17 protein-coding genes and 3 pseudogenes are annotated in these 18,658 nt (G+C 72.8%); 10 read left to right on the forward strand and 10 right to left on the reverse strand.

From position 1 onward, the window contains the following. Nucleotides 1–175: 175 nt before the first annotated feature. The gene (fdhA, locus tag ACWIX7_RS13575; RefSeq protein ID WP_448622057.1) at nucleotides 176–1,396 is read left to right on the forward strand and encodes a formaldehyde dehydrogenase, glutathione-independent; all 1,221 of its coding nucleotides are present in this window, start codon (nucleotides 176–178) and stop codon (nucleotides 1,394–1,396) included. Between the two features lie 73 nt (nucleotides 1,397–1,469). Here the strand turns inward: fdhA and ACWIX7_RS13580 are convergent, their stop codons facing one another. Then, nucleotides 1,470–2,861 carry a spore photoproduct lyase family protein gene (locus tag ACWIX7_RS13580; protein ID WP_448622058.1) on the reverse strand — a complete coding sequence of 464 codons (1,392 nt, stop codon included), beginning with the start codon at nucleotides 2,859–2,861 and terminating at the stop codon, nucleotides 1,470–1,472. A gap of 1,100 nt (nucleotides 2,862–3,961) precedes the next feature. On the opposite strand from ACWIX7_RS13580, the gene ACWIX7_RS13585 reads away from it, so the two are divergent. After that, complete coding sequence (locus ACWIX7_RS13585) at nucleotides 3,962–4,714, forward strand: ANTAR domain-containing protein (protein ID WP_448622059.1); 753 nt, start codon at nucleotides 3,962–3,964, stop codon at nucleotides 4,712–4,714. Nucleotides 4,715–5,262: 548 nt separating this feature from the next. On the opposite strand, the gene ACWIX7_RS13590 is transcribed toward ACWIX7_RS13585, so the two are convergent. Together ACWIX7_RS13590 and ACWIX7_RS13595 are read right to left on the reverse strand one after the other, a co-directional pair. Then, on the reverse strand, nucleotides 5,263–5,343 hold the full coding sequence (locus ACWIX7_RS13590) for a cold-shock protein (RefSeq protein WP_448622153.1): 81 nt from the start codon (nucleotides 5,341–5,343) through the stop codon (nucleotides 5,263–5,265). 58 nt (nucleotides 5,344–5,401) lie between these two features. Further along, nucleotides 5,402–5,461 (reverse strand): annotated as a pseudogene (locus ACWIX7_RS13595) (cold-shock protein); the annotation flags it as partial. Nucleotides 5,462–6,535: 1,074 nt separating this feature from the next. Between ACWIX7_RS13595 and ACWIX7_RS13600 the strand changes: the two are divergent. The 5 genes and pseudogenes from ACWIX7_RS13600 to ACWIX7_RS13620 all read left to right on the forward strand — a co-directional run. Continuing rightward, the gene (locus ACWIX7_RS13600) at nucleotides 6,536–7,504 is read left to right on the forward strand and encodes a collagen-like protein (protein ID WP_448622060.1); all 969 of its coding nucleotides are present in this window, start codon (nucleotides 6,536–6,538) and stop codon (nucleotides 7,502–7,504) included. A gap of 155 nt (nucleotides 7,505–7,659) precedes the next feature. Beyond that, nucleotides 7,660–7,887 (forward strand): hypothetical protein, encoded by a 228-nt coding sequence (locus tag ACWIX7_RS13605; RefSeq protein ID WP_448622061.1) that lies wholly within the window; start codon nucleotides 7,660–7,662, stop codon nucleotides 7,885–7,887. A gap of 117 nt (nucleotides 7,888–8,004) precedes the next feature. Then, nucleotides 8,005–8,298: pseudogene (locus ACWIX7_RS13610) on the forward strand (relaxase domain-containing protein); the annotation flags it as partial. Nucleotides 8,299–8,308: 10 nt separating this feature from the next. Next, the gene (locus ACWIX7_RS13615; RefSeq protein ID WP_448622154.1) at nucleotides 8,309–8,605 is read left to right on the forward strand and encodes a tyrosine-type recombinase/integrase; all 297 of its coding nucleotides are present in this window, start codon (nucleotides 8,309–8,311) and stop codon (nucleotides 8,603–8,605) included. Further along, nucleotides 8,548–8,712 (forward strand): annotated as a pseudogene (locus ACWIX7_RS13620) (tyrosine-type recombinase/integrase); the annotation flags it as partial. The gene ACWIX7_RS13615 and the pseudogene ACWIX7_RS13620, both read left to right, overlap by 58 nt. A 164-nt stretch (nucleotides 8,713–8,876) precedes the next feature. On the opposite strand, the gene ACWIX7_RS13625 reads toward ACWIX7_RS13620, so the two are convergent. Further along, on the reverse strand, nucleotides 8,877–9,680 hold the full coding sequence (locus tag ACWIX7_RS13625; RefSeq protein WP_448622062.1) for an exodeoxyribonuclease III: 804 nt from the start codon (nucleotides 9,678–9,680) through the stop codon (nucleotides 8,877–8,879). A 211-nt stretch (nucleotides 9,681–9,891) separates the two neighbouring features. On the opposite strand from ACWIX7_RS13625, the gene ACWIX7_RS13630 reads away from it, so the two are divergent. From ACWIX7_RS13630 to ACWIX7_RS13640, 3 genes are all read left to right on the forward strand, one after another. Further along, entirely contained in the window at nucleotides 9,892–11,475 is a 1,584-nt protein-coding gene (locus ACWIX7_RS13630) for an LCP family protein (RefSeq protein WP_448622063.1), read from the forward strand. 60 nt (nucleotides 11,476–11,535) lie between these two features. Further along, nucleotides 11,536–11,730, forward strand: coding sequence for a hypothetical protein (locus ACWIX7_RS13635; protein WP_448622064.1), 195 nt, complete (start codon nucleotides 11,536–11,538; stop codon nucleotides 11,728–11,730). Between the two features lie 119 nt (nucleotides 11,731–11,849). After that, the gene (locus tag ACWIX7_RS13640) at nucleotides 11,850–12,050 is read left to right on the forward strand and encodes a hypothetical protein (RefSeq protein WP_448622065.1); all 201 of its coding nucleotides are present in this window, start codon (nucleotides 11,850–11,852) and stop codon (nucleotides 12,048–12,050) included. Nucleotides 12,051–12,065: 15 nt separating this feature from the next. Here ACWIX7_RS13640 and ACWIX7_RS13645 read toward each other — a convergent pair whose 3' ends face one another. The 6 genes from ACWIX7_RS13645 to ACWIX7_RS13670 form a co-directional block, all read right to left on the reverse strand. Further along, on the reverse strand, nucleotides 12,066–12,440 hold the full coding sequence (locus ACWIX7_RS13645; protein ID WP_448622066.1) for a DUF1801 domain-containing protein: 375 nt from the start codon (nucleotides 12,438–12,440) through the stop codon (nucleotides 12,066–12,068). A 58-nt stretch (nucleotides 12,441–12,498) separates the two neighbouring features. Then, nucleotides 12,499–13,710: an acyl-CoA dehydrogenase family protein gene (locus tag ACWIX7_RS13650; RefSeq protein ID WP_448622067.1), complete on the reverse strand. Its 1,212-nt coding sequence runs from the start codon at nucleotides 13,708–13,710 to the stop codon at nucleotides 12,499–12,501. Nucleotides 13,711–13,771: 61 nt separating this feature from the next. After that, the gene (locus tag ACWIX7_RS13655) at nucleotides 13,772–14,107 is read right to left on the reverse strand and encodes a DUF3040 domain-containing protein (RefSeq protein WP_448622068.1); all 336 of its coding nucleotides are present in this window, start codon (nucleotides 14,105–14,107) and stop codon (nucleotides 13,772–13,774) included. A 225-nt stretch (nucleotides 14,108–14,332) separates the two neighbouring features. Then, entirely contained in the window at nucleotides 14,333–14,776 is a 444-nt protein-coding gene (locus ACWIX7_RS13660) for a DUF4383 domain-containing protein (RefSeq protein ID WP_448622069.1), read from the reverse strand. Between the two features lie 363 nt (nucleotides 14,777–15,139). Continuing rightward, a complete protein-coding gene (locus ACWIX7_RS13665; RefSeq protein WP_448622070.1) occupies nucleotides 15,140–16,783 on the reverse strand; it encodes a carbamoyltransferase family protein in 1,644 nt (547 codons plus the stop codon). Between the two features lie 125 nt (nucleotides 16,784–16,908). Further along, nucleotides 16,909–18,612 carry a RecQ family ATP-dependent DNA helicase gene (locus tag ACWIX7_RS13670; protein WP_448622071.1) on the reverse strand — a complete coding sequence of 568 codons (1,704 nt, stop codon included), beginning with the start codon at nucleotides 18,610–18,612 and terminating at the stop codon, nucleotides 16,909–16,911. Nucleotides 18,613–18,658: the final 46 nt, after the last annotated feature.

Raw genomic sequence — 18,658 nt, forward strand, 5'->3', positions numbered from 1 at the left:
GGTCCGGTGTTCCGCTGAGCCGCACCGGGGGTGGCACGGACCACACTCGGTCCCCATCCGCCTCTGAGCCCCGGAGGTCCGTCGTGGACGGGGAGGACAGGCCACCGGGGCGCCCGGGCGGTGGACACCGCACGGCCGGCACAGAGGCGTGCCGGCCCGACGAGGAGGAGCGTCCGTGGCAGGCAACAAGGCAGTCAGGTACATGGGGCCGGGCAAGGTCGAGGTCGCCGACCTGGACTATCCGAAGCTGGAGCTGCAGTCCGGCCCGGGGGTGCACCCGTCCAACATCGGTCGCAAGACCCCGCACGGGGTCATCCTGCGGACCGTCGCCACCAACATCTGCGGCTCCGACCAGCACATGGTCCGCGGGCGGACGACGGCGCCCGAGGGGCTGGTCCTGGGCCACGAGATCACCGGGGAGGTGGTCGAGAAGGGCCCGGACGTCGAGTTCCTCAACGAGGGCGACATCGTCAGCGTGCCGTTCAACATCGCCTGCGGCCGCTGTCGCAACTGCAAGGAGGGCAAGACCGGCATCTGCCTGACGGTCAACCCCGACCGCCCGGGCTCGGCGTACGGCTACGTCGACATGGGTGGCTGGACCGGCGGCCAGGCGGAGTACGTGATGGTCCCGTACGCGGACTTCAACTGCCTGAAGTTCCCGGACCGGGACCAGGCGCTGGCCAAGATCCGCGACCTCACGATGCTGTCGGACATCTTCCCGACCGGCTACCACGGCTGCGTGACCGCCGGGGTGGGCACGGGGTCGACGGTCTACATCGCCGGCGCCGGTCCGGTGGGGCTGGCCGCGGCGGCGTCCGCGCAGCTGCTCGGCGCTGCCGTGGTCATCGTCGGGGACCTGGTCGAGGACCGACTGGCCCAGGCCCGCAGCTTCGGCTGCGAGACCGTCGACGTCTCGAAGGGCGACCCGAAGGACCAGATCGAGCAGATCCTCGGCGAGCCCGAGGTGGACTGCGGCGTGGACGCGGTCGGCTTCGAGGCCCGCGGCCACGGCAAGGACGCGCAGACCGAGGCCCCGGCCACGGTGCTCAACTCGCTGATGGACATCACGCGAGCGGGCGGTGCGCTCGGCATCCCCGGCCTCTACGTGACCGGCGACCCCGGTGCGGCCGATGAGGCGGCGAAGACCGGCTCGCTGTCCATCCGGCTGGGGCTGGGCTGGGCGAAGTCGCACGCGTTCACCACCGGCCAGTGCCCGGTCATGCGCTACAACCGCCAGCTGATGATGGCGATCCTGCACGACCGGGTGCAGATCGCGAAGGCGGTGAACGCCGAGGTGATCCCGCTGGAGGACGCGCCGCGGGGCTACCAGGAGTTCGACCAGGGCGCGGCGAAGAAGTACGTGCTCAACCCGAACGGCCTGATCCCGGCCGCCTGAGGGAGGACCCCGTCCTCCCCACCCTTCGCGAGCTCAGGGCGGGGCCCGGGACGGGGCCACGTCGAGGGCTGCCTCAGGTCCAGTACAGCAACCGGGCCTGGGGCAGCCGCTCGGCGAGCGCGGCCTCGAACCAGCCGCGCAGCTCGGCCATCGTCTCCTTCGGGTAGACGTGCTTGACCGAGCCGTACTTCCCGCGCTTGGTCGTGCGCCGGGCCTCGTCCATGTCGAGCTTCGTGCGCGGGTACCAGTCCAGCAGCGTCTCCTTGCTGCCGGGCGTGAAGCGGTGGGTGATGCACTCGACGGTGAGGTCCGCGTCTGCCGGGAGCGCGGCGGCGACGGTGTCGAGCAGGTCGCCGTACTCCTCGCGCCAGCCCTCGACCGGCATGATCGGCGCGATGGTCAGGCCCACCGGGTACCCGGCGGCGGCCACGGCGGCCAGCGCCGCGACCCGGCCGGTCACCGGCGAGGTCGCCCCCTCGAAGCGCCGCGCCACCGAGGCCGCGTTGACCGAGAACCGCAGGCGCGTGCGCCCGCCGTGCGGCAGGTCGAGCAGGCCGGCGACGTCGTCGAACTTGGTGGTCGCCCGCAGCTGCACCGGCCCGGGCCAGTCGTGCGTGCCGAAGTGCTCGACCATCCGCGCCAGGCCGCCGGTCAGGTGCTCGATGGCCAGCGGGTCGGTGTAGCAGGAGGCCTCGAACGTCGTCCCCTCGCCGCCGCGCTCGAGCGTGCCCGAGGTGACCTCGCCGCGCCCGACGTACCGATCGAGGCCGTCGAGCACCTCGTCGAGGTCGGCGAAGACGCGGGTGACCGGCGGGCCGGACAGCGAGCCGGCGAGATAGCAGTACTGGCAGTGCGCGGGGCAGCCCTCGGCCAGGTCGACGCGCCAGTCCGCCGATGGCGGGATCGGCTGCAGCCTGCGCTTGGACGGCGCGGGGACGACGAGCGCGAGGGTGTCCTTGGCGCGCATGAAGGCGGCGCGGTCGCCGTCCCCGCGGAGGTTGGGCAGCCGGTCGCCGGGCAGCAGCTCGACGTCGGACACCCCGGCGGCCTCGAGCCGCGCGAGGACGCGCTGCCCGTGCGGCCGCTCGGCGGCCGAGCGGGTGACGAGGACGCGCGAGGGCGTCCACAGGCGGGTCGGGGTCGGAGCGGTGGGGGAGGGGGCGACGGCGGCGGTCATCACCCGGTACAACACCGCGCGGGACCGGCCTCGTCCCGGCCACCGACTCGAATGGCCTCCCTGCAGGGCCCCCGCCGCCGGCCCCGTCCCGAGGCTCGTCCCGAGCTCGCGAGGGATGAGGAGGACGGGGTCCTTCTCCGGTTGGGGGGCAGGGAGGCCATTCCAGAGATCGACCACCACAGGGGCGTGGTCGCTGGCGCCCTTGCCCTTGCGCTCCTCGCGGTCGATGCGCGCGCCGCCGACCCGGGCGGCCAGGGCCGGTGAGCCCAGCACGAAGTCGATCCGCATGCCTTCGCGGCGCGGGAAGCGCAGCTGTGTGTGGTCCCAGTAGGTGCGACCGGGGTGTTCTGACCAGCGCAGCTGAAGCTCATCTGCGGCGTGACCTGCAATGACACATCCCGACCAATCAGGGCCGACCAGGGCCGATCACAAGATCATGTGCCCCAGATGTGCCCAGGAACGCGGGGATGTGGCGGAACAGGGGCCCTGAGCCCGCGCGGCTGTGATCATCAGTCAGCACGCGCGCAGTGGCCCTCAGGCACACGGCCTGGGTGGCCGTCCCTGGGCGCAACGTGACGCGCCGGTGTCCCGGCGCGCATCTGGCGAGAGTCGTTCATCACAGGGCAGGGGCGGTTCCCGCGAGGTCACACGCGCCATCTCAAGAGACGACCCCATCTGTGGGGCAGTGCCCTCCCCGCGTCTGGCCGCCCACCATCGCGGACTCGTCCACAAGTTGTGCAGCACCCTCGCCCTATCGGTGTTGGACTGGTCCGTCCGCGGTGTGCAAGGTCTGGTGCACAGGCGGAGGACCGGCTCGGCAGCCAACCATCACCGGCCCATCGCAGCCCCGAGCCGCACATGACGACAACACGGAGCCGGAGTCGAGCCTGCCAGTCCAGCCGAGTCAAGACGGGGCTGACCCCGTCCGCGCCGCCGCGTTCGAGGCGATTGCCATCGCCTTTCGCCTACCAGTCCGAGGTCATGACCCTGGCCAGGGTCCTAGCCTGCCCCCGCCATCACGGGCTGACCCTCAACGACCTCGCGCACGCGTCCGGGCTCGATCAGCCGTTCGTTGCCCGTCTGCTGGCGGAGCTGTGCGCCGGATGAGCTCGAGAAGGAGGCCGCGCCGTCAGGTCCCGGGGGATCCGCGCAGCCCGCCGTCCCGCCGCGGCGTCCACACCCGACTCGGAGGCGAGCTCTCGGGGTCAGGGACCGGACGCGGTGACGGCACCGGCGAACCTCGGAAGGGGGCGTAGGCTCAGCCAGACGCTCCGGTGCAGCCTGGGCGTCGATGTTGCGCCACCCAGCGGCGTAGCTCATTGCGGAACCCACCCTGGGCTTCGCCGCCGAGGTCGCTCCCCCGGTATGAATTGGACCGGAGGCCCGCGGTGGCCCGCAGCGAGGAGCAACGATCCACCGAAGCCGCCGAGGCGCTGGAGCACCTGGGCGGGTTGTCCTTGCGGGAACTCTCCATGGAGAGCCTGCTGCAATCGATGGCCGACCTCACCAAGAGAGTCATGCCCGGCGACCCCGAGGCATCGGTCACGCTGCTGATCAAGGACGAGCCGAGCACCGTCATCGACACTGGGCCACTGGCCCTCGACCTCGATGCGGCCCAGTACGAACGCGGGGAGGGGCCGTGTCTGCACACCGCCCGCACCGGCGTCCTGGTCGAGATCGCCGATACGCGAGCGGACGGTCGGTGGCCGGATTATGCGCGCTACGTCGCCGAACACGGCGTCCTGAGTGTGCTTGCCGTTCCGCTCATCCTCGCCAGGGAGGAGCAGGTCGGGGGATCGCTGAACATCTACGCCCGGACGCCGGACGCCTTCGACGAGGCCAGCCGGGCGGTGGCCACCGGGTTCGCCCCCTACGCGGCGGTCGCCGCCGGAACCGTCCAGGCTTATCGCACCGCCCGGAAGACGGCCGACAACCTCCAGATCGCGCTCGAATCCCGGGCGGTCATCGAGCAGGCCAAAGGCATCCTCATCGAGCGCCACAAGTTGACCCCCGACCAGGCATTCGAAGCCCTGGTCACCGTGTCGATGAGCAGGAACGTCAAGGTGCGTGACATCGCCGAGCACCTGGTCCTCACCGGTGAACTCCCACTCGTCCGGACCCGGTCGGCGTCGATCCGCTGACCAGGCGATCAAGCAGCGAGACCAATAGCCTCTCCTCGCAGGCCCCTTGCAGCCGCGGCGGCCTCCCGGGGGACTCGCCGCGGTCAGGCCCCGCCACTCCTGACCGTGGGGTGGCGGGGCCGCCTTCCCTGAGGGTCAGGCCAGCGCCCTCGAGTCAACTCCAATCCGACGAACAAGATCGGCAGGACAGGCCCTAGCTGGAGCACGCGAGCGCCACGCTAACGCTGCCCGTCTATCAGCACGTGCACCCCGGCATGGGCAGGGAGGCGGCTGACCGCTGCGGCGCCCTGCTGGAGGGCTGACGGGCATCGGAGTATCACGCGGGCATCACGGGCGCCCGTAGGGCCCCCAATACGGGAACACTCCGGCTTCCTGACCGCGAAACACCGAGGTGAGGCTGTGTTCGAGGGGCGACACGGTACTACGCACACGGCTGCCTTCCGTGCGATGAGCGCCCTGTGCCGTCCCAGGATGTCAGCGCGTCCCCGTAATGAACCACGCAAGGGAGGGAACACGGCCAGGTTTCGCCGTGTCCCCTCCCTCATTGCTCAGATTGCGCGGACGTTCTCCGCCCGCGGACCCTTCTGGCCCTGGGTGACGTCGAACTCGACGCGCTGTGCCTCGTCCAGCGACCGGTAGCCGCTGGCCGGTGATCGCCGAGAAGTGGCATAAGACGTCGGCGCCGTCCTGCTCGATGAAGCCGAGGCCCTTCTCCGCGTTGAACCACTTCACAGTGCCCTGAGCCATGTCGTTCTCGCTTCCGTGCTGTCGTGTCAGGACCGACAGGCACCGGTCCTGGGGCGCCGCACCGACCGGCAGGACCGAGAGGAACGTCAGGCAGAGACGACTACGGACGACCCGCACCTGTACCAGGGCAGACTCGTGGTCCAGGACCAGGCGGAGCCGTCCTGCCCGATCGAGATGCTGGGGCGCATCGTCCGGTCCAGGCCCGCCGGCTGGCTGATCGTGGTGGCAGCCCTCACTCAGGACGCCGAGATCGAGCCCTACCTGACCGACCGCATTCTGGCGGTCACTGGTCCCGAGGGATCGCAGCGACGGGGCATCAGCCGAGTGCGGGCGGTTGATCACGGCTCCCGACAGGCCGTGGGCCACTCGGTCACCAGCGCAGGGGGTCGGTCAGCTGGGACTGTGCCGTACGGCATGTCCGGCAGTATCCCCACGAGACGATGGCCAGCGGATCGGTGGGGGAGCCGCACTATGAGGCTTCCTCCGTCCCGCGTCGACGCTACTGCCTGCCGGTGCCTGCCGGCCCCCGCGACGCCGGCCCAGGCCATGTGTCCTGGCGGAGATGAGGCACTCCGGTCGGCTGAGGGGCGGCGAAGGCGAGCGATTGTCGGACGGAGCTACGCCTGCGGCGCTTCGCAGGCCGCGAACTGCTGCCAGGCCGCGTGGCTCGGTCAGGACCGATGCGGTCGACCCGCAGCACCATTCCGTCGGCGCCGGCGATGACCGCCTCCCGCGGTGAGATTGCGTTCGCGACGGCTGTTCGGATCCGGGCGACGTCGTTTCCTCGTACTCGGCAGCGGGTGGGACAAGGACGATCTCGCCGTGCAGGCGGCGGTGATTGACGTCAACCAGCGCCGGCCGTGGTGGTGGTGCGTCTCACAGGGGTCGGGTGCTTGCTACCGCTAGCGCAGGGGCATGGTGCGGGTAGTTGGTCTTCGGGCCAGACCCGTCCGATGCCGGCTGGGCCGGCATCAGCCCGATCTCCGCCGGAGGCCGGGACAGATTCCGGACCGCGGGTGTGATCCAGCGACGCCGCCCGCCACATGACCGCCTATCTGAGAGGCAGCTGCTGCCATGGCGCAGTCCAAGAAGACCACGTCCAGCGAGACCGTTGCGGTACCCGTCGACGTCACCGTCGAGGAGGGTGACCGCGGCGTGAAGGGCCCGACCGGCCCGGTCGGCCCCGCCGGGGAGCCCGGCGACAAGGGGCCCAAGGGCCCGACCGGTCCGGCCGGCGAGCGGGGTGACAAGGGCGAGAAGGGCCCGGTCGGCCCCGCCGGCGAGCCCGGTGAGAAGGGCGTGAAGGGCCCGACCGGTCCGGTTGGCCCGGTCGGTGAGCGCGGCGACAAGGGACCGATCGGCCCGCGCGGCGAGCAGGGCCCGAAGGGTGAGACCGGGCCGCGGGGCGCGCGGGGGCCCGAGGGGGAGACCGGCCTCCAGGGCGAGCAGGGTCTGCCCGGCTCCACCGGTCGCCCCGGCGAGCAGGGTGAGCAGGGTCCGCAGGGCCTGCCCGGGCTGCGCGGGGAGACCGGCCCGCGCGGTGTGGCCGGCGAGCGGGGTGAGCAGGGACCGCAGGGCGAGCAGGGCCTGCGCGGCGCCCAGGGCCCGCGCGGTGTGATCGGCGAGACCGGTGAGCAGGGCGAGAAGGGCCTGCCAGGTGTGCAGGGCGAGCGGGGCGCGCGCGGCGAGCAGGGCGCTGCTGGTGTTCGGGGCCTGCAGGGTCCGCAGGGCGTGCAGGGCCCGGCAGGTCCGGCCGGCCCGGCGGGTCTGCCCGGCGTCCAGGGTCCGCAGGGCCCGGCTGGTCCGGCCTGGCTCTACCAGCCCAGCCCCGCTGAGCTGGTGTCGAAGGTCAAGCAGGCGGCGCTAGATGTCACGCCGCGCACTGTGTACGACCCGCGGGTGGGTGTCCGCTACCTGGCGACGTTGACCTCGCGGCTGATCAAACTGCAGGGGGGACTTGTCCTGCGCACCATCGTCGACACCGACGGGGCGGCGAACCGACAGTCGGTCGCCGACCTGTCCAACGTGCGCTCCATCGCCTGACCAACGCAGCAGACCCGAAGGGCGCCCGGTTCCGCTACCGCGGAACGGGCGCCCTTTGCTGTCCGGGGCGCGCCTGCCCCGACGTGGCGGTCGAGGACAGGACGCCAGGCGCCAACTCCGTGGTCTGCCTCCGAGCCACAGGGAGTGGGAGCGCTGTGCCCGAGGAGCGTGACGTTGACGAACGGCTCGCCACGATTGCGCGCGAGCTGGGCAACGACCCAACTGCTGACCCTGAAGGACGTGGCAGCAGTTTTCCGCACCCCGGTGGCCACGTTGCGCTGTGGGCGATCCCCGATGTCGGTCTGGACGGCTTCCGCCTCGGCGGCCGCGTCGTCTACCGGCGCGAGGACGTGAACGGTTGGGTGATGGAACGGGGAACTTGACGGTCCGTGGCCACGAGGCTGCTACAGCCGTTCATCGGTGGGAGCCACAGCGGGGCGAGAGCGCCCGAGGCGTCGCCGACAGGGCTGAGCCGCTCCCGCACGCGGATGTCTACCGTGCGCCTGCGCACCGACGACCGCGCGGTCCGATTCGTCGAGGTGGTGGTCAACGGGCCGAAGTCCTGGTCCCTGGCCGCCGCCCTGCCCCCCGACGTCGCCGCCGCCTACGACGCCGCCCAGGACCACGCCGCGACCCAGATCATCGGCTGGCCGGCTGAACACGCCACCACCCGAGTCGGGCCGCGGGGCGGCCAGGTGCAGGTGCCGGTCGAGGCACTGGAGGCGGTGACGGTGCGGCATCACACCTCCCGCGCCGGGGATCCGCACCGGCACCTGCAACTCGACGCCCGAGCGCTACCGGAGGATGGTCCTCGCTCAGGCTGGGCTCGGGCTCCGGATCGGCGAGCTGCTCGCGCTCCGCGTCCAGGACGTCGACTTCCTGCGCCGCACCGTGCGCATCGAGTGGCAGTTCACCCAGGGGTCGAAGGGCGAGCGAAGCGAACCGAAGACACCCCGGTCGAAGCGGAGGATCCCGCTGCCTCGGGTGGTCGCCGAAGCGCTGGCCTCCATCTGGCGGCGTCCCCAGCGGCCGAGGACGGAACGATGTTCACCACCCGCGAGGGGGCTCCGCTGGGGCACGTCTACTACGGCCACAACCTGATGGGTCGGGCGGTGACCGAGGCGGGGCTACCGAAGGGGACGACGAGCCACGACCTGCGGCACCACTACGCCAGCGTCCTGCTGGCGGCCGGTGAGTCGGTCGTGGCGGTCGCCGAGCGACTGGGGCACGAGGATGCCTCACCGATGCTGAGCACCTACGGGCACCTGATGCCGAACTCGGACGACCGGACGCGCAGCGCCATCGACGCGGTGCGGAACGCGGTCAATGCCTCGTGTGCCCCAGATGTCCCCCAGGACGCTCCCTCGGTCCGTCAGTCGGCCAGCTCGACGACGACCGGCGCGTGGTCGCTGGCGCCCTTGCCCTTGCGCTCCTCGCGGTCGATGCGCGCGCCGCCGACCCGGGCGGCCAGGGCCGGTGAGCCCAGCACGAAGTCGATCCGCATGCCCTCGCGGCGGGGGAAGCGCAGCTGCGTGTAGTCCCAGTAGGTGTAGACGCCGGGGCCGGGGGTGTGCGGCCGGACGACGTCGGTGTACCCGGCGTCGACGATCGCGCGGAACGCGGCGCGCTCCGGCTCGGAGACGTGCGTGGAGTGCGCGAAGACCCGCACGTCCCACACGTCGTCGTCCTGCGGGGCGATGTTCCAGTCGCCGACCAGGGCGACCTGCGCGCCGGCGTCCTCGGCCAGCCAACCGGTGGCCGCGGTCCGCAGCGCCTCGAGCCACTGCAGCTTGTACTGGTAGTGCGGGTCGGTCAGCGTGCGCCCGTTGGGCACGTAGAGGCTCCACACCCGCACCCCGCCGCAGGTGGCGCCCAGCGCGCGGGCCTCCGGCGCGGGCTCGACGCCCTCCTTCGCCGACCAGGTCGGCATCCCGGGGAAGCCGACCTCGACGTCCTCCAGCCCGACGCGGGACAGCACCGCCACCCCGTTCCACTGCGAGTGGCCGACGTGTGCGACCTGGTAGCCGAGGTCGGTGAAGCGGGACTCGGGTAACTGGTCGTCGCGGCACTTCGTCTCCTGGAGTGCCAGGACGTCGACGTCCGAGCGTTGCAGCCAGGCGACCACGCGGTCGGCGCGGGTGCGGATCGAGTTGACGTTCCAGGTGGCGAGACGCACGGGAACCGACCATACGGAGTGCTCGACGGGCCCGGTCCGGGCTCCGGGCGGCCGTCCGGGGGTGAGCGGGCTCACCGCCGGGGTACACGGTCGGGTGTTCGTCCAGGGGTGGGGGTCGCGACGGCTCTGCGTCGGCGCGACGGGTGAGAGCATGGGCAGCAGACGGGCTGCCACGGGTCGCCCACGCCGAGACAGCCAGCGAGGAGGACCCGTGAGCGAGCACGACTGGGACGTGACGCGTCCCATCGGCCCGTCGCGGCCCCTGCCCCCACCGCCGGAGAACCCACGGGGGTCGCGCGCCCCCCGCGGCCGCGGGCTCGCCGCGACGCTGGGCCTGACCGTGCTGAACGCCGTCCTCCCGGGAACGGCGTTCCTCGCGGCCGGCCGGCGCCGGCTCGGCGCGCTGGTCCTCGTGGTGTTCCTGCTGCTCGTCGGCGGGGCTGCCTGGCTGGCGACCGCGGGTCGGCGGGCCGCCGCGCAGGTCGCCGTCGACGTGAATGCGCTGACCTGGGTGCTCGGCGGGATCGTCGTCCTGGGGCTGCTGTGGGTGGCCGTCGTCGTCGGGGGTTACCGGGCGCTGCTGTCGCCGCGCACCTCCCGCGGCGGGAAGGTGCTGGGCGGCGTCCTGGTGGCCGCGCTGGTGGCCGGCATCGCCTACCCGGTGGTCACGGCCGGCCAGGTGGCGCTGGCCCAGCGCGGGCTGCTCGACGGGCTCTTCGCCACCGACCGCGAGTCGGCCACGGTGGTCGACACCGCCGACCCGTTCGGCGACCAGGAGCGGGTCAACGTGCTGCTGCTCGGCGGGGACGGCGGCGAGGGCCGCGAGGGCGTGCGCACCGACACCGTCATCGTGGCCAGCGTCGACACCGAGACCGGGGACACGGTGCTGTTCAGCCTGCCCCGCAACCTCGAGGACCTGCCCTTCCCGGCCGACAGCCCGCTCGCGGAGGTGTATCCCGACGGGTTCGAGGGGGCCAACGAGTCCGACAGCCTGCTCAACGCCGTCTACCGCACCGGGCCGGCCTGGTACCCCGACATCCTCGGCCCCACCGACGACCCCGGCGCGGACTTCCTCAAGCTCGGCGTCGGCGAGGCGCTGGGCCTGGACATCGACTACTTCGTCCTGGTCAACCTCGACGGCTTCAGCCGGCTGGTCGACGCCCTCGGCGGGATCACCGTGAACGTCAACTACTACGTGCCGATCAACGGGATCTCCGGTCAGGAGCTGCCGGACGACTACATCGAGCCGGGACCGGACCAGCACATGGACGGCTGGACGGCGCTGCAGTTCGCCCGCGGTCGGTACGGGCTGACCGACTACGACCGGATGGACCGCCAGCGCTGCACGATCAACGCGATCATCGCGGCCGCCGACCCGGTGACCCTCCTGGAGCGCTACCAGGAGCTCGCCGCCACCACCCGGGACATCGTGAGCACCGACATCCCCCGGTCGGCCCTCGACGACTTCGTCGACCTGGCGTTCATGGTCAAGGACGCCGAGGTGCGCAGCGTGGTCTTCGACGACACCGTGATCAGCCCGGCCTACCCCGACTACGACCGGATCCGCGCGATCGTCGAGGAGGCGCTGGACCCCGCCCCGCCGGCCGACGACGACGCCGCGAACGGCACGCCCACGCCGACCCCGACGCCGACTCCCGGGTCGCCAACCGTGGCGCCGGGCGAACCGGGCAGCGAGCCCGGGGCGGCGACGGACGTGACCGACGCCTGCGCCTACGACCCCGCCCGGGCCGCCGAGGCCCGGGCGGCCGGAGAGCCGCCGAACAAGGCCGACTGACATGGACGGGGCCGCTCCGCCGGGCCGCCGGTGAGGGCGGCGCAGCCTAGGGTCGATCGCATGACCTCACCCGCGGGGGACCGCCGCGAGCGCCTCGTCGCCCTGCTCGTGGCCGGCGTGGCCGTCGTCCTGCTGGTGTCGTCGCCGACCTGGTTCGCCAGTGACCGGGTCGGCGTGGGGGTCGCCCAGCTCTTCCTCGGCGTGGTCCTCGCCGCGGTTGCGGGCTTGCTGTACCGGCGCGCGCAGCGCCGCTGACCACCACACCCGATGCGGACCCCGTCCCGCCTCGACCGTGGTCGCGGGCGGTCGCATTGCGCCACGACGAGACCGGCAGCACGCTGACCGGACCTGTCGATGACCGAGTGGAGGTCGGCGTGAAGCTGGACAAGCAGGAGCTGCTGCGGGTGCTGCACACGGAGGGCGACAACGAGACCGCCGACAAGGTGGCCGCCCAGCTGCCCGACGAGATCGACACCGAGCGGGACGGCGAGGCGCTCGACGGGCTCGGGCTGGACCGCACGCAGCTGATGGCCAAGCTCGCCGGCGGCGGCTTCGGCGGGACGATCGCCCCCTGACGTCGTCCCGGCGGCTCAGCGGGCGCGGAGCACGGCGCCCAGCTCGACGGCGTGGTCGAGGAACGGGACGACGACGGCGGGCTCGACCTCGTCCGGACCGGTGAACTCGAGGGCGCGGACCTGGCGTCCGGTGCCCGTCAGGCGCCCCGCCGGGTCGGGCAGCCGGGCGCCGTGCTCGAACACCAGCTGCACGCGCTCGGCCCCCGGGAAGAGGGCGCAGACGAAGCCCGCGACGGGATCGCGGTAGTTGATCGAGTGCCAGCCGCGCCGCACCCGCTCCTCGAGCTGCGGATGGGCGTCCAGCAGCACGGTGCGCAGCCGCTGCGCGGTGGCCGCCACCCCGTCGGGGTGCTCACCGAGCAGCTCGTCGGCGTCCGGGTCCCTGAGCACGGCCGGAGCCTGGCACCGGGCACCGACAGCCGGGAACGGCTGCCGGTGCCCGTACGGGTCAGCCGGTGTACGGCCGCTCGCGCGCCAGTTCCTCCTTGGCCACCCCCCGGATGTGCACGGCGTCCGGGCCGTCGACGATGCGCAGCGTGCGGGCGCTGGCGTAGAAGCGGGCCAGCACGGTGTCGTCGCTGACGCCGGCCCCGCCGTGCAGCTGGATGGCCCGGTCGATGACGTCGAGGGCGACCCGCGGGGCGGCGACCTTGATCGCGGAGATCTCGGTGCGGGCGCCCTTGGCCCCGTACTTGTCGATCAGGTCCGCGGTCTTGAGCACGTAGAGCCGGGCCTGGTCGATCTCCATCCGCGACAGGGCGATCGCCTCGCGCACGGTGCCCTGCTCGGCCAGCGGCCGGCCGAACGCCACCCGGGCCTTCGACCGTTCGACCATCAGCATCAGCGCCCGCTCGGCCATGCCGATCGCCCGCATGCAGTGGTGGATCCGGCCGGGGCCCAGCCGCGCCTGGGCGATCATGAAGCCGTCGCCCTCACCGGCCAGGATGTTCGATGCCGGCACCCGGACGTCGGTGAACCGCAGCTCGGAGTGGCCGTGCTGGTCCTGGTACCCGAACACCGGCAGGTGCCGGACGATCTCGAAGCCGGGGGTGTCCCGGGGCACGAGCACCATCGACTGCTGGCGGTGCGGCGGCCCGTCGGGGTCGGTCTTGCCCATGACGATGAAGATCTGGCAGCGCTCGTCGGCGGTGCCGGTGATCCACCACTTGCGGCCGTTGATGACGTACTCGTCGCCGTCGCGCACGATCGAGGTCTGGATGTTCCGGGCGTCGGACGACGCGACGTCCGGCTCGGTCATCGCGAACCCGGAGCGGATCTCGCCCTCCAGCAGTGGGGTGAGCCAGCGCTCCTTCTGCTCGGGCGTGCCGAACAGCATCAGGGTCTCCATGTTCCCGGTGTCCGGGGCCCCGCAGTTGGTCACCTCGGGGGCGATCACCGGCGACCAGCCCATGATCTCGGCGACGGAGGCGTACTCCAGGTTGGTCAGCCCGCCGAGCTCGTGGTGGAAGAGGTTCCAGAGGCCACGCTTGCGGGCCTCGACCTTCAGCTCCTCGAGCACCGGGGGGTGCTCGTGGTCGTCATGACCGCGTTCGGCGCGCCACGCCTCGTAGACCGGCTCGGCGGGGAAGACCTGCTCACGCATGAAGTCCCACATCCGGCCGCAGACGTCCTCGGCTCGTGCGGAGAGGGCGAAGTCCATGGACGCAACGTAGAGGGCGGCGTGACCGGCGTCTCGCCAGGGGTCCGCCCGTGGCCCCGGTTCAGGACGGCGGTTCGTCGTCCGGCCACCACTCCCCGGCGGGCAGCCAGCAGCTGAACGCGAACGGGCAGCCGATCAGCACCACCAGGGCCATCAGGCCGAAGGCGGCCGGCCCCAGCAGGAGGGGCGCGGCGACGGCCACCACCGCACCCAGGACCACCACCCAGAGCATGCCGCGGCCCGGCGGGTGGCCCAGGGTGGCCGGGCCGGCGGCCAGGCGAGCGGCCAGGTCGGGGTCGTCGCGGGCGAGGTCCTCGCCCAGGGCGCGCAGCACGGGGTCGTCGTCCACAGCACGGGCCTCCGGTTCCGGCACGTGCGGCGCCCCGGGCTCGGGCACGTGCGGGACGTCGTCCCCCGGGGTCGAGTCCCGCCCCTCCAGCCTCCGCCGCGGACCGGGGGATCGCCAGCCCCCCGTGCGCGCCGTCCGGCCCCGGACGCGCCGGAGGCCGGGCCTCTGCGGGACCCGGCCTCCGGGTGGTGCGCCGGCCCCTCTGCAGGGCCCCACCGGCCCCCTGCAGGGTCCCGCCGCGAGCCTGCGAGCGGCGGGGGAGGGGGTCCTCTCTCAGACGCGCGAGGTGCGGCCGGTCACGGCGCTGCGCACCGGGCCCAGCGCGATGACCAGACCCACGATCGCGGTGAGGAGGTGCAGGACGTTGTCAGCGGCGTTGATGCTGAGGAAGTCCCACGTCTTGCCGATCGCGATCAGCCCGTAGACGAAGGCGGCGCCGTAGCCGACGGCCAGCAGCCAGCCGTAGGTGCGCGCGCCGGCCAGGGTGCGGGCCAGCAGCAGGCCGGCCGCACCGATGACGATGTGGACGACGTTGTGCATGCCGTTGATCTCGAACCCCAGCAGGGTCCGGTTGGTGTCGTGGGCGAAGAAGTCCCCGAATCCGGTGACGAAGAAGCCGACGATCCCCACCAGCAGGTAGATGGCGCCGAACGCCAGTGCCAGGAGCTGCGGCCAGGTCCGCGCTCCGCTGTTCGTGTTGCCCGCAGTAGCGGCCATGGTGTCCTCCAGGGTGCAGTCGATCCGCCAGGGCGCGACGGTTCCGGGGCGGCGATACCCACCGGGGACGTTCCGGAACTGGTGTCACCCGTCCGAGTGGGCATCGCACACCGGCGGGATCGCCTCGCCGACGGGCCGCCGCAGCGACCCGCACCAGTCGTTCGTCGGCCGGGGCCCGGGCGGTTCACCGCCCCGGTGTCCGCGGCGTGTCGTGTACCCCGGACGGGGCACGTGCGACCTCCGCGTAGTCGGCGGCCGCGCCACTACGGTCGGGTCGTCACCCGGTCAGACCGGGCGGGAGGGGCCGGTCCTGACCCCGTGCGCCACGGGGGACCACGGGGTCAGGACCGCTCCCCTCCCTGCTCAGCGCCGCGTGGCCCGGGCCCGGCGGATGACGAAGGGGCCGATCGCCAGCAGGTCCACCGGGGCCGAGCCGAAGCACTCCAGCGCGTCCCGCGGGTCGTCGACCATCGGCCGGCCGGCGGTGTTGAGGCTGGTGTTGACCACGACCGGCAGGCCGGTGCGCCGCTCGAACGCCGCGATCATCCGGTGCACCAGCGGCTCGGTCTCGCGGTCGATCGTCTGGATGCGCGCCGTCCCGTCGACGTGGGTGACCGTCGGGATGCGGTCCGCCCACTCCGGGGCGACGTCGTGCACGAAGAGCATGTACGGCGAGGGGATCGGGCCGCGGCCGAAGATCTCGGGTGCGCGCTCCAGCAGCACCATGGGTGCCACCGGCCGGAACTGCTCACGGCCCTTGACGTCGTTCATCCGCTCGAGGTTCGCCTCGAAGCCGGGGTGGGCCAGCAGCGAGCGGTGGCCCAGGGCGCGGGGGCCGAACTCCGAGCGGCCCTGGAACCAGGCGACGATGCCGTTGTCGGCCAACACCTCGGCCACGGCCTCGGCGACGTCGTCGGGCCGCTCGTAGTCGATGGCCGCCGTCTGCAGCCACTGCTCGATCTCGTCGTCGGTCCAGCTGCGGCCCAGCGCGGCGCCCGGCATCGGCTCGGTGCGCTCGCCGAGCTCGGTGGCCACGTGCAGGGCCGCGCCCAGCGCCGTCCCGGCGTCGCCGGCAGCCGGCTGCACCCAGACCTCCTCGAACGGGCTCTCGGCCAGGATGCGGGTGTTGGCCACGCAGTTGAGCGCGGTGCCGCCGGCCAGGGTGAGGGTCTTCTCGCCGGTCTGCTCGTGCACCCAGCGGGCCAGGTCGACGAGCACCTCCTCGAGGCACTGCTGGACGCTGGCGGCGAGGTCGGCGTGCGCCTCGGTCCAGTCGTCGCCCTTGCCCAGGCGGGGGGCGAACTCGGCGAAGTCGATCCTCTCGGTGACGAAGCCGCCGTCCCCGGTGGCCCGGATGAGCTCCGACAGCTCGCCGACGAAGCGCGGCTTGCCGTAGGAGGCCATCGCCATGACCTTGAACTCGTCGGAGCTGCGCAGGAAACCGAGGTGGTCGGTGAGCTCCTCGTACATCAGGCCCAGCGAGTGCGGCAGCGTCTGTCCGGCAAGGATCTCCAGCCGGCCGTCGGTGTAGCGGCCGGCGAGGTGGCTGTGCGCCTCGCCGCGGCCGTCGAGCACCAGCACCGCGTTGTCCCGCTGCGGCGCGGCCAGCCCCGCGGACGCCGCGTGCGCCACGTGGTGCTTGACGAACCGGACCTTCGCCGGGTCGAGGCCGGGCAGGGCGTGGGCGAGGAAGTCCGGCGCCATCTCGGCGTACTTCTTGCGCATGACGTCGCCGCCGTCGAACAGCCCGGACCCCTCCGGCGTCGCCATCAGCGCGGGGTCGAAGGAGTAGGCGACCGCGTCGAGCTCCTCGGGGCGGACGCCGGCCTCCCTCAGGCACCACGCCGCGGACAGCTCGGGCAGCTCCCAGGCGCTCCACGGCAGGGGACGCTTGCCGTGCTTGCGCCGGCTGAACCGCTCCTCCTCGGCCGCGGCCACGACCTTGCCGTCGACGACCAGGGCCGCCGACGGGTCGTGGTAGATCGCGTTGATGCCCAGGACCTTCACCCGTGTACTCCTCCCGCCGCCGGGCTCGGAGGACGCCCGGTCTCTGTGGTGATCATCGAGCCGCCGGCAGCACTTCGCAGGACGAAGGCGTTCCGCCGTCCCCCGTCCGTGGTCGGCGGGGCCGGTCACTCGCGGCGCTCGAGCAGGTCGTTGTCCAGGACGGCGGCCAGCGCAAGCGTCTTGTAGCCGACCTCCTCGAACAGGACGACGAGCCGGTCGTCCTCGGTGCGCATGACCACGCCGGGCCCCCACTCGGCGTGCTGCACCGGGGTCTGCGCCGGGAACGGTGTCTCCTCGTCGTCGGGTTGCTCCTGGGACAGCCCGGCGTCGCAGTTGTCGCAGTTGCCGCACGGCTGCTCCAGCTGCTCGCCGAAGTAGCCGAGCAGGAACTGCCGCCGGCACTCGGTGGTCTCGGCGTAGCCGCGCATCATCTCGACCCGGCTCTGGTCGACCCGCTCGTGGTGCTCGGCGAGCTCGCGGGCGGCGGCCGCGGCCTCGCTGGGCGCGGGTGCGTCCTCGGCCGGGTGCGCGGCGCCCTCCTCGTCGAGGACGACGGCCGCCACCTGCTCGAGCAGGTTGAGGTCGCGGGCCAGGGGAGTCGCGGCGCGGCCGGTCTCCTCACGCAGCTGCCGGACGTCGACGCCGTCGTCGATGCCGGCGGCCTCGGCCGCGCCCACCAGCCCGGCGACCTGCTGCAGCTCCTCCTCGGCCGGGACGCCGGCGGCGAAGAACCTGCGCAGCCCCAGGTCCTCCTGGCGGTACACCAGCAGGGCCAGCGCGGGCTGCCCGTCGCGGCCGGCCCGGCCGATCTCCTGGTAGTAGCTGTCGACGGAGTCGGCCGGCTCGGCGTGGACGACGAAGCGGGTGTCGGGCTTGTCGATGCCCATGCCGAAAGCGGTCGTCGCGACGACGACGTCCAGCTCGTCGTCCATGAAGGCGCGCTGGGTGTCCTCGCGCTCGGACTTCCTCAGCCCCGCGTGGTACGGCCGCACCCGCAGCCCGCGCTCGGTGAGCTCGGCGGCGATCGACTCGGTGCCCTTGCGGGTGGCGCTGTAGACGATGCCCGGGGTCCGTCCCTCGCCGACGAGCTCGGTGACCCGGTCGAGCACCGCCTGCTCCTTGGTGTGGGCGTCGGCGTGCTGCGCCACCTCCAGCCGGATCTCCGGGCGGTCGAACCCGGCGACGACGACCCGGGCGTCGCGCATGCCCAGGCGCTCGACGATCTCCGCGCGCACCGGGGGTGCGGCGGTGGCGGTGAGGGCCAGCACGGTCGGGTGGCCGAGCTGCTCGATGACCCCGCCCAGCCGCAGGTAGTCGGGACGGAAGTCGTGGCCCCAGGCGGAGACGCAGTGCGCCTCGTCGACGACGAACAGCGCCGGGTGGGCGCGGGCGATGGCCTCCACGACGTCGGGCTTGGTCAGCTGCTCAGGCGCGAGGAAGAGGTGGCGGACCGTTCCGTCCACCAGGCCCTCGAGGGCCGCGCGCCGGTCGCCGGTGGAGAGGGCGGAGTTGAGCTGGGCGGCCCGGCCCTCGAGTCCGTCGAGCTCGTCGAGCCGGTCGACCTGGTCGCGCTGCAGCGCGATGAGCGGGGACACCACGAGCACCGGCCCGTCGACCAGCTGCCCGGCGACCTGGTAGACGGCGGACTTCCCGGCGCCCGAGGGCAGCACCGCGAGGGTGTCCCGCCCGGAGACGACCGACTGCATCGCCTCCTCCTGGCCGGCCCGGAACTCCTCGTAGCCGAGCAGCTCGCGGGCGGTCTGCCGGATGCGGCGGGTGCGGACGGAGGGCGACGCCCCGGCGGGGTCGGTCTGCTTCGTGCGGGACACCGGCACCCGCTGCCCGACCGCTGGGGTCGGCAAACGACGCGCAGGT

The organism is Geodermatophilus sp. URMC 65 (assembly GCF_053502545.1).

Coding starts and splice junctions, on each gene's coding strand:
- ACWIX7_RS13600 (WP_448622060.1), top strand. CDS start 6,536: ATGGCGCAGTCCAAGAAGACCACGTCCAGCGAGACCGTTGCGGTACCC.
- ACWIX7_RS13660 (WP_448622069.1), bottom strand. CDS start 14,776: ATGGCCGCTACTGCGGGCAACACGAACAGCGGAGCGCGGACCTGGCCG.
- ACWIX7_RS13635 (WP_448622064.1), top strand. CDS start 11,536: ATGACCTCACCCGCGGGGGACCGCCGCGAGCGCCTCGTCGCCCTGCTC.
- ACWIX7_RS13615 (WP_448622154.1), top strand. CDS start 8,309: ATGGTCCTCGCTCAGGCTGGGCTCGGGCTCCGGATCGGCGAGCTGCTC.
- ACWIX7_RS13580 (WP_448622058.1), bottom strand. CDS start 2,861: ATGCGGATCGACTTCGTGCTGGGCTCACCGGCCCTGGCCGCCCGGGTC.
- ACWIX7_RS13650 (WP_448622067.1), bottom strand. CDS start 13,710: ATGGACTTCGCCCTCTCCGCACGAGCCGAGGACGTCTGCGGCCGGATG.